This is a genomic window from Anaerorudis cellulosivorans, from assembly GCF_025943985.1.
Classification (GTDB): Bacteria; Bacteroidota; Bacteroidia; order Bacteroidales; family Dysgonomonadaceae; genus Anaerorudis; species Anaerorudis cellulosivorans.
Map to the genome: position 1 here is coordinate 24,350 of NZ_JAPCWE010000001.1, position 13,562 is coordinate 37,911.

Below are 13,562 nucleotides of genomic sequence, written 5' to 3' on the forward strand. Positions count from 1 at the left end.
ACGCATATGAAAAAGAAAAATGTTTGTATTTTAGTACTTCTGGCTGCTCTTTTTGCAGCATGCAGCGACAGCGACATCGTGATTGATCCTACGGAACTTCCGCCTTCGGAAACCCAACAGATTCTGGTACTTTGCGAGGGAATTTGGAACCACAACAACAGTACGCTGGCTTTTTACGATTTGAAAAGCAAAGCCACAGACCTCGATTATTTTACTACGGTAAACGAAAATGGCTTGGGCGATACGGCAAACGATATGATCAAATACGGGTCGAAAATCTATATCGTTGTCAACGAGTCGGGCACCATAGAAGTGATCGATGCCGCTACGGGTAAATCGGTGAAACAGATCGAAATGAAAACAGCCGAAGGCTCGTCAAGGCAGCCCCGATATGCAGCTGCTTACGGGGGAAAAGTATATGTCACTTCCTATGACGACACCGTGACACGCATCGATACCGTTTCGCTGACCATCGACGGCTCGGTGGCCGTTGGGCGCGATCCGGAGGGCATCTGCATCTCCACCAAAAATCGCAAAATTTATGTAGCCAACTCCGGCGGATTGGATTTTCCCGATTACGACAAGACGGTTTCGGTAATTGACCTGAACAGCTTCGAAGAAATAGAACAAATCGAGGTCGGCCTCAATCCCTATCAGGTGTTTGCCGACAGCCAAGGCGATGTGTATGTGAGTGTTCGGGGGAATTATGCCGATATTGCCCCGAGTTTCAAAAAAATAAGCCCGTTGTACGAAGTATCCGCGATTCCCAATCTGACAGTTTCGGAATTTACGATCGTCAACGATAAAGCATACATCCTGTACAACGAATGGGGAAAAGAAAGCGAAGTGAAAGTGTTTGACTGCAAGACCGAAGAAGTGGTTACCGAGAATTTTGTGACCGACGGCACCTCCATCCTGAACGGATATAAAATTACGGCCGATGCATACAGTGGCGATGTTTATGTAACCACATCCGATTATACCACCTCGGGCAATGTGTTGTGCTTCGACAACAAAGGAACGCACAAATTTACCCTTCAAGGCGTGGGAATTGGTCCGAACAAAATAATTCTCCTTAATTAGCCGACAAATTTTCATTATTTATTATTTTGGTTCCTAACGAAAGGGGTTTCGGCTTTACGGTACAGGCAACCGTTTCAGCCAACGGCCTCTTACGTTTCAAACGAAAGGGGGTTGTCCGGAAATCATCAGTTTTGCGCAATTGCAGTCCGTTGACTATCATCCGGATTCGGTTACAGTCGTCCGCAAACCGAAACATCTGCGCAGGTTTCCGGCAACCATCTCTCGTTTCAATCACAAAGGGGCTGTCCCAAATTCGGACAACCCCTTTTTGTATGCAAAACAAGCTTTACTTACTTCGAAAATGAATGCCATTGAAGAGCCTGATTTTGAAAGAATTGAAGGAAGAATAACAAAAGTATTTAAAGAACATCTTTGCGGATACCTGAAAATTTTTTGTTAAATGCGATTTATATTTGTTGATCATTAACACGTTTTATGTAGGTGCTTCCACGGTACCGGGTGAAGGACTGCCGATGGCCATTATCAGCTCGAAACTTGCCATAGAACGAATTTTGAGATATCGTATTGAGCAATAGGTGAAAAGTTGAGGAGATTTCGCAAAACTGAACATTAAAACCGATAAATAACCGTTTCTAAAAAAAAAATGCTATTTTTGTCTAGATCAATAGTGAAACAAAAGAATGTTTATTGAGCAAAAAGTCCGGCCGGGAAAAAAGGAAAACAGCAATATGCAATCGGCTTTTAATAATGATGCTGACATATTGGAAAACGAAATACGCGAACATTATCCGGATGTTTTGGAAATACTTTTGCGTGATCATACCACGCAAAAAAACATCTTTTGGGCTACCGATAACTACCTCGAATTTGGGGAGGGATACGAATACAATTCACCGATTTTGCCGCAACTGATTACCGGCGAACGTGGTAACATCATCATGCCGCGAGTGAAAAAGGATAAACTACTTCAACAAATACGGGTACGCAATATGGCAGAAGTTTTTACACCTTTGTGGATTTGTAATGCTCAAATCAATTTGATCGACGATGCCTGGTTCGGACGCAAAAATGTATTTAATACCGAAATCCTTAATAAGGAGGGTTTACATTCCTGGAAAACCAATCCCAAAAAAATAACATTTCCCGACGATAAGACATGGAAGCAGTATGTGCGCGACACCCGTCTCGAAATAACGTGCGGTGAAGCTCCCTATATTACCAGCCGTTACGATACCACAACCGGCGAATATATTCCGGTTGAAAATCGCATAGGACTTCTCGACCGGAAACTGCGCGTCGTCAGCGAAAACACAGATACCACAGGCGAATGGCTCGAAGCGGCACAAACTGCCTATAAAAACACATACGCTTTCGAATGGCAGGGCGATAGCCTCTTACTGGCACGCGAGGCTATGCTTTATACTTTTATCGATAATTATATCCGAAAATTTCAAAGACCGCCACAACTCAGATCGATCCGTTATATTGCCTATATCATATCGTGGAACGTTTGGCAGATGGACGGACTGAAAGGAGTTGTGCCAAACAGTTGCAGTACAAAAATTGCTACGGAAACCAACCTGTTTGGTGAAATCGAAATCAAAGAAACACCTTGTGAAGGATGCCTCAAAGACAACATTAGACGACACAACGGCATCTATTGCCTGATTAAAGACTGGGGAGCTAAAGACCCCAAAACAAATAAAACCGGACGTAAAATCCGATTTATCGACCTTATCGAAAAACAAACATAATCGAAAATGAAATTCACTTCGTCACTGAAACTTAAACTCATTTACGTCTTTCGCATCAATGATCCGGAGCACAAAGGTTGCCTGAAAATCGGTGAAGCAACCTCCGACGACCAAAACATTTGGGGGCTTGAGCCCAACAGCAAAGCACTTAATGAAGCCGCGCGCAAACGTATCAATCAATATACACAAACGGCCGGCATTCGGTACGAATTGCTTTATACCGAACTCGCCGTTTACTCAAAAAATGGGGTTATTCATTCTTTTTCTGATGCTGAAGTGCACAATGTTCTCACCCGATCGGGCGTTCAACGAAAAACATTCGACACGCAGAACAAAGCCAACGAATGGTTTGTAACCGATCTCGAAACGGTGAAAAAAGCCATTACTGCCGTAAAAGAAGGGCGGCAATCGCTCAATACCGGCGAAATCACACACGACAGGAGCCCCATCGTTTTCCGACCGGAACAGCGTGAAGCAATCGACAAGACAAAAAAGCAATTCCGAAACAGCAACGAGATGCTTTGGTATGCCAAAATGCGTTTCGGTAAAACGCTTTCGGCATTGCAGGTAGTCAAGGAAATGAATTTTACCCGCACGCTCATTCTCACGCATCGTCCTGTGGTGGACGCGGGGTGGTTTAAAGATTTTGGTAAAATATTCTATGACCGTCCCGAATTTTCCTATGGTTCGAAAAACAACGGACATACCTTCGAAACCCTCGAACAACAATGCCAAAAAGGCGAATGCAAATACGTTTATTTTGCATCGATGCAGGACTTACGCGGTTCCGAATTGGTGGGAGGCAATTTCGACAAAAACGATGAAGTTTTTGCCACGCCTTGGGATTTAATCATCGTGGACGAAGCCCACGAAGGAACGCAAACCGAATTGGGTAAAGCCGTGATGCAAGAGCTTGTGAAGCCGGAAACCAAAGTATTGCGTTTGTCGGGTACGCCGTTTAATTTGCTCGATGATTTTAAAGAAGAAGAAATTTACACATGGGACTATGTAATGGAACAGCGCGCCAAAGCCGATTGGGACAAAATACATTTTGGAGATCCCAATCCGTATGCGGAACTTCCTCGTCTCAATATATTTACCTACGATTTGGGCAAACTGCTTCCCAACTATGCCGATGAAGATCTGGCGTTCAATTTTCACGAATTTTTTAGGGTGAATGCCGACGGCCAATTTATTCACGAAAAAGATGTTTATTCATTTCTCAATCTGATTTCGAAAAAGGACGAAGAAAGCAATTATCCCTATTCTACCGACGAATATCGGGACAACTTCCGCCATTCGCTCTGGATGGTGCCGGGTGTCAAGGAAGCACGGGCACTCAGTGCCATGTTGAAAAAACACCCTGTTTTTTCGCAATTCACGATCGTGAACGTAGCGGGCGAAGGCGACGAGGAAGAAGCCAACGAAGATGCCCTCAAAAAAGTGCAAAATGCTATTGGAGATCATCCGGAACAAACCTATACTATCACCCTTTCGTGCGGAAGACTTACCACCGGGGTTTCTGTTCCGGAGTGGACTGCCGTGTTTATGCTTGCCGGTTCCTACAACACTTCGGCTACTTCCTATATGCAAACCATTTTCCGTGTGCAAACACCTGCCAAGATCAACGGACGCATAAAAGAAGAATGTTTTGTATTTGACTTTGCACCCGACCGCACCCTCAAAGTGATTGCCGAAACGGCAAAAATATCCGCAAAAGCCGGAAAAACCACCATGTCCGATCGCGAAACGATGGGCGAATTTCTCAATTTCTGTCCCATCATTGCCATCGAAGGTTCGCGTATGAAAACCTACAACGTAAACGGAATGCTCGAACAGCTGAAAAAAGTGTATGTGGAACGGGTAGTCCGCAACGGATTCGAGGATGGTTATCTCTACAACAACGATCAGCTGATGCAACTGGAGGAGGTGGAACTGAAAGATTTCGACGGACTCAAAAAAATCATCGGCAGCACCAAAGCAATGCCCAAAAGCGGTGATATCGACCTGAACAAGCAGGGTTTCACCAACGAAGAATATGAGCAGCTGGAGAATATCGAACAGAAGAAACGTAAACGGGAAGAACTTACCGAAGAAGAAAAACGATTGCTTGCCGAAAAAGTGGAAAGAAAGAAAAACCGCGATACGGCCGTTTCCATTCTTCGTGGCATCTCCATCCGTATGCCGCTGCTGATTTACGGAGCAGATGTGAACAACGAAGACGTAGAACTCACCATCGACAATTTCACGCATCTCATCGACGATCAATCGTGGGAAGAATTTATGCCGAGAGGGGTTACCAAAGAAGTATTCGAAAAATTCAAGAAATACTACGAACCCGATGTGTTTCGCGCCGCCGGCAAACGCATCAGGGCAATGGCTCGTGCTGCCGACAAGGTGAGCGTGGAAGAGCGCATCGGGCGTATTACTACCATTTTCAATACGTTTCGCAACCCCGACAAGGAAACCGTACTTACGCCATGGCGCGTGGTGAATATGCACTTGGGCGACTGCGTCGGCGGTTATGTGTTCTACGACGAAGCATTCGAACATCCGCTCGAAGAACCTCGATTTGTCGATCAGGGCGAAGTGACGAAAGAGGTGTTTGCTCCCGATGCACGCATTCTCGAAATCAACTCCAAGTCGGGGCTTTATCCGCTTTATATGACCTACGGCATCTACCGATCGCGGCTCAAAGCAGCATATCCCGACGGCGACGGCACGCCCGAACAGCAAATGGCAGTGTGGGATCAAGTAGTTGCTGAAAATATTTTTGTCATCTGCAAAACACCGATGGCCAAAAGCATTACCAAACGCACCCTGGTCGGATTCCGCAAGGCCAAAGTCAATACCCGCTACTTTGAAGATCTTATCAATCAAATCACGAACAAATCTGCTACCTTTGTAGAAAAGGTGAAGCAAGGAAAAACCTATTGGAAATCAAATAACGACGACAATATGAAATTTAACGCAATCGTAGGAAATCCACCGTATCAAGTGATGGATGGAGGTACAGACAGAGGCGCAATACCAGTTTATCAACACTTTGTAAGCATAAGTAAAAAATTACTTCCAGATTATATTTCAATGATTATGCCAGCTAGGTGGTACGCTGGCGGGAGAGGATTGGATGCCTTTAGAGAAGATTTATTAAAGGACAAAAGAATGGTTTTACTTGTTGATTATGAAACAAGCAAATCATTATTTCCTACAGTAGATATTGCTGGAGGTCTTTGTTACTTCCTATGGTCTAAAAAACATAATGGTTTATGTTCAGTAATTAATACTAATGTTCAAACAGAAGTAAAAATGGATCGCAATTTGAACGAATTTAATGTTTTTATTCGTTCTAATGCTGCTATACCGATATTAAAAAAAGTCATATCTAATTCTGATTCTTTTTTAAACGAAATGGTATTTCCCATAAATCCATTCGGATTTAGAACTTACTTCAGAGGTAGAGAACAAAAAAAAGAAGGTGATATAAAAATTTTGACAAGTGCTGGATGGAGATATATTAGACGTGAGGAAATACGAAAAAACAAAGATTTAATTGACAAATATAAAATTTTAGTAGGACGTTTTGTGCCAAACAATGGTGAACTAAACGTCAAACCCGGTGAAGGTTATAGAGTTATAACTTCTCCTCAAATTCTTAATCCGAATGAAATCAATACAGAAACATACATTGATGTAGCTATATTAAACACTAAAGAAGAGGCTCTAAACTACTCATCATATTTGAATACAAAATTTGCAAGATTTTTGCTTAGACAATCCATAAGTTCTGTAAATGTTACTAAAGAATGCTTTTCATTCATTCCTCTTCAGGACTTTACATCGGCTTCGGATATCGATTGGAGCCGTCCGATAGCCGACATTGACCGCCAGCTATATGTCAAATACGGCCTGACGGACGAAGAAATTGCCTTTATCGAAAGTATGATCAAACCGATGGAATAAACAAATTGAACATCGTTGCGAAATAGAAATTTTTTCGAAGAAATTGAGAACAGCATGATTTGTGCTTTGAGCTAAAGAAAAGGGATTTGAGGATCAGTCGCCAGATTTAAGTTTACCCACACCGCTTTTGCTGATGTTTTTATTTTTCGGGTTACCGTAGTATATTGCATTTCCAACGCCACTCAAATCTACCTCCATCGATTCGCTGCAGTAGAAACTGATATTGCCCACGCCGCTCAAATTTATCTTGGCGTGTTGTGCAATGAGTTTTTCTGTGTTAATGTTTCCTACGCCATCGGATGAAACGCTGAGGATATTGGTTTTTCCTCCAAGTTCAATATTCCCCACTCTCTTCGAATAAATGATTATATGCTCGCAATTGAGGTCTAGGGCTTTCAGATTGCCAACACCGTCAAAAACAATTTCGAGTTTGGGTGAATTAAACGTCGTTTCGAACGATAAATTGCCTACCCCTTCCATCTCAATCAAATTCAGCACGGGAGACGAAATAAAGATATCCGGTTTCTTATTTTTCCATTTGGTATTTTTAAATGCATTTTCAGGCATTTCGATAATGAGTTTTCCGTTTTTCACACCCACATTCAACTGATCCATCAGTTCTTTGTTTCCCTCAGCCCGTACGCTTGTTGAAGAGCCTTGAACAAAGTGAATATTTGCTACCGAATGAGATTCGACAGCCTCGAAGGCCGGCACATCAAAGTTTCTCGACGTGATGCGCTGCTGCGCTTTAAGAGAACAACTTGTTGCGATAATGCAAATTCCGATGAGGAAAATGAGCATCAAACTTTTTTTCTTCATAGTTTCGAATACTTTTTTTGAATACGTAATAATTAGACGTTTCCGATTCGAAATCGGTTACATAAAATCAATCTTTTAACAATTCCAACATTCGTAAGCGGAAAGCGTATTCATATTTGGCTTGGGCCTTTTCGCTCAACACTTGAGTGAGATTGTTTTTCGCCTGAAACAGTTCGTAAGAATTGGCTCGTCCCGATTCAAACTTCTGTTCGGCAAACCGATAGGCTTCCCTGCCGGCAATTTCCGATTTGTTGGCAGCTTCCCAACGGCTCTTGGCTCCCAAAGCATTGTAGTAGGCCTGTTCGATACGTTTGCGCAAATCGAGTTTGGTTTTGTCCATTTCCAGACGGTTGTTCTCTACCGCAATTTGGGCATTTTGAATGCTGTTGCGCACCTGAAAACGGTTAAATATCGGTATTCGCAGGTTGAAGCCGATGGAATTACTCATGTTGTTTCGCAATTGCGAACGAAACGAATCGTTTGTGCGGTTACTCATGTGGTAATAACCGGTACCCATGTTTGCTCCAAACGAGAGCGTGGGAAACAATTGGGCTTTCGACATCAATACTTCTTTTTGTGCACTTTCCAATCGGAAATTGGCACCACTGATTTCGGGCCGATTGAGGAGGGCACTCTCATAGACGACTTCGGCAGGCAGCAACAGGCTCTCGCCGATTTGTTGCTCAACCGGAGGTGCAATAACATCCAAATCGGAAACATTTTCGATTTCCATGATTTGCGCCAAATCGAGCAAGGCTAACTTCAGGTTGCTTTCGGCCTGTACGCAGTTGAGCTCTTCTTTTGCTTTCTGTGCTTCGAGTTCGTAAATTTCGCCTTCGGCCATTTTGCCGTTTTTTATCAATTCGCTTCGCTGAGCGATATTGGCATTGGTAAGTTCGATCTGATCTTCCGAAATCTGCAACAGTTCCTTATTAAGCAAAACTTGAAGGAAGGCGGTGGAAACACTGATGACAATATCGTCACGAATTTTATCCAAATCGGCTTGCGATGCGTTCACATCGGATCTTCGAGCGTCGATGTTGTGCTTCATGCGCAGCCCGTCGAAGAGCGTAATGTCACTTCCGACGCTGAAAGAGGTTTGCGACGAATTGGTATTTTGATAGGTGTTGTCTAATCCGATAGAACGCCCATACACAAAGTTTTGGCCTGCCGAAGCATTCAGGTTAGGTAAAAGATCAGCACGCGCCTGATTGTAAGCGATTTCGCGGTTTTGCTTGTTTAATTCCTGTTGCTTGACGTTGCGATTGTTTTCCAATGCAATGGCGATACATTGTTCGAGTGTGAGTTGCTGCTGCGCCAAAACAACACTTGCAAGGCAAAACGAGAGAAGGAGAAATGAATATTTCATGTGGAGATTTTTAATCGATTGTGACTTGTTGTTTATCTTAACAGGTAACGTTTTGACTTGTAATTACGACTTTTTCTTTTTGTCGATAACTTCTGTTCCCCGAATTTTATCGTTCAGTTGCAATCCGTTCTGCACCTCGATATGAATTCCGTCAGAAAGGCCGATTTTGACGAGTTTGCGTTCGAAAGTCTGTGGCTTTTCGCTCTTCACAAGGTAAACGAAAGCCGAATCCCCATTAAATTCCAGCGAACTTTCTGGTATCATCAGCACATTGTTCCTTTTGTCGAGAATGATGTCGGCGTTGGCGCTGTATCCGGCGCGAATGAAGACATCCGTCGGTAATTTCATTGCAGCTTTCATCTCAAACAAAATAGCTCCGCTTTCTTCTATTCCTTTCGGGGAAACATATTCCAACGTCGCAGGTATTTCGCGATTTTGAATGGCTCCGATGGTAATTTCCATGGGCATGCCTTCGTGTAATTTGCCGACTTCGGTTTCGTCAATCTTTCCGACAAAGAGCATATCGTTCAGGTTGGCAACCGAAGCCACCGTTGTGCCATCGTTGAAATTGTTGGATTGGATGACGGAATTGCCCACCTTGACCGGGATATCGAGAATGGTTCCCGAAACGGTGGAACGAACAAGGGTATTGCTGTATTTGGCGGAACTTGCAGTAATTCCCGTACGGACAAGACTCAAATTATCGGATGCGGCACGCAGTTCTTCCTGGTCGTTTTTGTATTGAAGCGCCACTTTTTCGAATTCTTCCTTCGAGATCACTTTGTTTTCGTATAACTTGCTGTCGCGTTCGTAATTGCGGCGACTTTGATCCAAGGCAATCTCGGCGCGTGACAGGCGCGATTCGGCACTGCTCAGATTCACCATATCGGGAACAACCTGTATCTTGGCGATGATGTCGCCTGCCTGAACTGTTTCCCCGGCTTGCTTATATACTTCGGAAATGATTCCCGACATTTGCGGTTTGATAAGAATTTCGTTGCGAGGTTCCACTTTTCCTGTGGCTACCGTACGTTTCACGATATCTCCCTTCGTTACCGTTTCGATATGGTAAACAACCTCTTTGGGACGCGATTTTTGCCATAGAAACACGAAGGTGAGTATTACCAAAAGTCCCACCAGGGATAACCCTGCTATTTTCAATACTTTTTTCATCTGTATCTTGTTTAGTTTGTTATTTTTCTTGTCATTTTTAAACGCTGATTATTCTTCCCTGATCGCTTCGATGGGCTTGATCATCATGGCTCGTTGTGCAGGAATCATGCCCGCAAGTGTACCGATCACAATCAAAATCATCAACGAACCCACAGCCATCCCGAAAGATATTTGAGGATCTTTGAAAAACTGATCGCCCTGACTCAGCACGATGCCCGTGGCGGCAAGAATCCCTACCCCAACCACTATGCCGAGTATGCCGGCAACCACGGTGAGCACAATACTTTCGCTCATGATTTGTCCGATGATGGCGCGCGGCGTCGCACCCAATGCACGTCGTATGCCAATCTCGCGGGTGCGTTCGCGAACAGTCACCAACATAATGTTGCTGACGCCGATAGCACCGGCAAACAGGGTTCCCAACCCCACGATCCAAATGAGCGAAGCAATGCCGATGCCCAAATAATTGAACATGTTGAACTGCTCTTCGATGTTCATGCCGCCAACAGCTTCCTTGTCGTCGGGCGAAATTTGATGTTGCTGCTTTAAAATATCGGTAATTTGATCCTGTACGATTTTAACAGGCGTTCCGTGATTGGCTGTGGCTGCAACAAAGTGAATGATGTTTCCCTGATTAAACGCTTGTTGCATTGTACTGAACGGAAGTACTACTGTTTCGGCTGTTTGTCCGCCGATGCTGACCCCCGATGTACTGCGAGCCACCCCGATTACCTGAAAATAGATGCCGTTAACGCGAATTTGTTTGCCTACGGGATCTTCTCCCGGTTGAAAAAGAACTTCGTAAATTCGTTCGCCGATTACACAGACTTTCCGCTTTTCGGCAATATCGATAGTATTCACATAGCGACCGTAAATCATGTTGCTCTTTTCAATCAAATCGTACTCGGGATAACAACCCTTTACCAGATAAGCACCGTTTCTTTCGCCTCTCACCACATTTTTTTCGCTTCCGCCACCTCCGCTGAAAAGCACGGGCGAAATATACTGCAGCTCCTTTACCCGCTGCCGAATGATGGGAATATCGCTGTTTGTCATATTCCAATAGCGTCCTTTACGAAATCCCTGATAGGGTTCCGTTGTGGGATTCGTCCAAAAAAAGCAGGAATTGGTGGCAAATCCTTCAATCTGCGACGATATCCCCTTGTCGAGTGCATTGCCTGCACCCACCATAGCAACGAGCATGAACATTCCCCAAAACACGCCAAAGGCTGTGAGCGTACTTCGCGATTTGTTGTGGGTAATGGTGATCCAAATTTCCTGCCAATGATCCAAATCGAAGATTTTCCCGATATCTTTGAACAGGCCGAAAAGGGAATCGCTATGGTTATTTTTTGATGATTTCATTGTTATGTCGTATTTGCCTATTCTTCTCTCATGGCTTCGATGGGATGCACTTTCACTGCTTTGCGGGCTGGCAAGTATCCGGCAAGAACACCGGCAATAATGAGGACGACGGTGGCGAAAACGGCATATCCGATATCCACCGTAGGGTTTTTGAAAACCGACATCTGCATGCTATCCGACGAGGCATTTGCGGCAGCAGCCTGTTCCATCAGAAAATTCACCAATTCGGTAACCCCTATACCAAGCATCAACCCGACGTAGCCGAAAATGGCTGTAATGATGATCGATTCGAGAATAATCGATTTGAGGATAGACGAAGGGGGAGCACCAATGGCTTTACGAATGCCAATTTCCCGGGTTCGTTCTTTCACCGTTACCAACATGATGTTGCTCACCCCCACGATACCGGCAATAAGCGTAAAAATTCCGATGATCGACACAAAAATGGTGATGCCGCCGAAAATCTTCATGGTTTCGATGTATTCGGCTTGCGTATTATTAACCCAGAGAGCTTGTTTGTCTTGGGGATCGAAACTGAGGCTGCGCCCCATGAGATTACGCAACGATTCGTCGAAGCGTTCGTTGGCAGCTTTTGTTTCGAGTCCGTTGACCGTAAACATGATTTGATTGAATTTTTTGTCGGGATTGAAAATCACCTGTGAAGTTGAAAAAGGGATGTAGGCGTTAGACCCTCCCCACTGTTCTTTTTTTGAATTGATACCGATTACCTTAAACATCAACTGACCAACTTTCACGTATTGCCCCAATGCCGGTTTACCTTTGAAGAGCACTTCCACGATTTTTTGGTCGAGGACGATCACTTTGTTTGTTTGGTTTATATCCAGTTGATTAATGAAACGTCCGTCGCCTTGTTGAATGACCAGTTTTTCGATTTCGCAGTATGCCGGCATCACGCCTCTTACCTGATATGTACCGTATTCCGACCCGTAGGAGATGGTTTGACTTTTGTCCGATCGGGCAGTAATCAAATCGCTTTGCGTTACCTCATGGTGAATGGTGGAAACCTCTTTCTCCATAAAATGAAGATTTCGTCCCGACTTCAATCCGTTGTAGGGAATGGATGTAGTGCCCGACCATAAACTGATGCGGTTAACCGCTCGCGAACTGAAATTGGACATTACCCCATTTTTTAATCCGTTGCCTGCACCCAAAAGTACAATGAGTATGAAAATGCCCCACGAAACCGATAATCCGGTAAGGGCTGTACGCAATTTGTTTTTCTTTAGCGTACTGAATATTTCCTGCAGATGGTCGTTCATCTCGGGTAGGTATTTATCTATAGGTTTTGAGCTGCGTAGGTGTAGGTATTGTGCACGCCGTTTTCTTTACGGGTTTCATATTCGATCATTCCATCTTTTAAATGGATTATACGGTTGGTTGCATCGGCAACCGACTTTTCATGCGTTACAATAATGGTGGTAATGCCCTGTTTGTTGAGATGGGTAAGCACATCCATCACCTCCACTGTGGTCTGGCTGTCGAGAGCACCGGTTGGCTCGTCGGCAAGAATGATGCGGGGATTCGAAATCATCGCTCGCGCAATGGCTACACGTTGCTTTTGCCCTCCCGAAAGTTCGCTCGGCATGTGATAAGCCCATTCCTTCAATCCCATTTTATCAAGCAGTTCCATGGCAATGATGTTGCGCTTTTTTCGACTGACATTTTTATAATAAAGCGGAAGTGCAACGTTTTCCAACGCATTTTTAAAACCGATAAGATTGAACGACTGAAAAACAAACCCGATCATTTCGTTGCGATAGTGCGCTGCCTGCTTTTCACTGAGGTTTTTCATTAATGTGCCATCCAGGTAATATTCACCCGAATCGTAGGTATCTAAAATGCCTAAAATATTCAGCAAGGTAGATTTTCCCGACCCCGATGCACCCATTACGGATACATATTCGCCTGAATCGATATGCAAACTGATACCTTTGAGCACGTGAAGCGAAATTGCTTCGGTGTAATATGATTTGTGGAGCTGTTTTAAATCAATCATTTTACTCGCAAATTACGACTTTGACTGAGCGACTAGGGATTTTCTCAATCAGCGCATA

10 protein-coding genes are annotated in these 13,562 nt (G+C 44.1%); 3 read left to right on the forward strand and 7 right to left on the reverse strand.

Features of this window, described 5'->3' with window-relative positions:
- The first annotated feature begins 6 nt into the window (after positions 1-6).
- The gene (locus OLM34_RS00105) at positions 7-1,083 is read left to right on the forward strand and encodes a YncE family protein (RefSeq protein ID WP_264404351.1); all 1,077 of its coding nucleotides are present in this window, start codon (positions 7-9) and stop codon (positions 1,081-1,083) included.
- On the opposite strand, the gene OLM34_RS00110 is transcribed toward OLM34_RS00105, so the two are convergent.
- Complete coding sequence (locus OLM34_RS00110; RefSeq protein WP_264404353.1) at positions 1,076-1,279, reverse strand: hypothetical protein; 204 nt, start codon at positions 1,277-1,279, stop codon at positions 1,076-1,078. The genes OLM34_RS00105 and OLM34_RS00110 overlap by 8 nt on opposite strands.
- 493 nt (positions 1,280-1,772) lie before the next feature.
- Between OLM34_RS00110 and OLM34_RS00115 the strand changes: the two genes are divergently transcribed.
- Both OLM34_RS00115 and OLM34_RS00120 read left to right on the forward strand, forming a co-directional pair.
- Positions 1,773-2,798 (forward strand): restriction endonuclease subunit M, encoded by a 1,026-nt coding sequence (locus OLM34_RS00115; RefSeq protein ID WP_264404560.1) that lies wholly within the window; start codon positions 1,773-1,775, stop codon positions 2,796-2,798.
- 6 nt (positions 2,799-2,804) lie between these two features.
- A complete protein-coding gene (locus tag OLM34_RS00120; protein ID WP_264404355.1) occupies positions 2,805-6,761 on the forward strand; it encodes an Eco57I restriction-modification methylase domain-containing protein in 3,957 nt (1,318 codons plus the stop codon).
- Positions 6,762-6,854: 93 nt separating this feature from the next.
- Here OLM34_RS00120 and OLM34_RS00125 read toward each other — a convergent pair whose 3' ends face one another.
- The 6 genes from OLM34_RS00125 to OLM34_RS00150 form a co-directional block, all read right to left on the reverse strand.
- Positions 6,855-7,580 (reverse strand): head GIN domain-containing protein, encoded by a 726-nt coding sequence (locus OLM34_RS00125; RefSeq protein ID WP_264404356.1) that lies wholly within the window; start codon positions 7,578-7,580, stop codon positions 6,855-6,857.
- A 67-nt stretch (positions 7,581-7,647) separates the two neighbouring features.
- Positions 7,648-8,949: a TolC family protein gene (locus tag OLM34_RS00130; protein ID WP_264404357.1), complete on the reverse strand. Its 1,302-nt coding sequence runs from the start codon at positions 8,947-8,949 to the stop codon at positions 7,648-7,650.
- Positions 8,950-9,012: 63 nt separating this feature from the next.
- Complete coding sequence (locus OLM34_RS00135) at positions 9,013-10,122, reverse strand: efflux RND transporter periplasmic adaptor subunit (RefSeq protein WP_264404359.1); 1,110 nt, start codon at positions 10,120-10,122, stop codon at positions 9,013-9,015.
- A gap of 48 nt (positions 10,123-10,170) precedes the next feature.
- Positions 10,171-11,424, reverse strand: a complete 1,254-nt coding sequence (locus OLM34_RS00140; RefSeq protein WP_264404561.1) for an ABC transporter permease — start codon at positions 11,422-11,424, stop codon at positions 10,171-10,173.
- An 80-nt stretch (positions 11,425-11,504) separates the two neighbouring features.
- Positions 11,505-12,767 carry an ABC transporter permease gene (locus tag OLM34_RS00145; protein ID WP_264404361.1) on the reverse strand — a complete coding sequence of 421 codons (1,263 nt, stop codon included), beginning with the start codon at positions 12,765-12,767 and terminating at the stop codon, positions 11,505-11,507.
- A 17-nt stretch (positions 12,768-12,784) separates the two neighbouring features.
- On the reverse strand, positions 12,785-13,504 hold the full coding sequence (locus OLM34_RS00150) for an ABC transporter ATP-binding protein (RefSeq protein WP_264404363.1): 720 nt from the start codon (positions 13,502-13,504) through the stop codon (positions 12,785-12,787).
- Positions 13,505-13,562 lie beyond the last annotated feature (58 nt).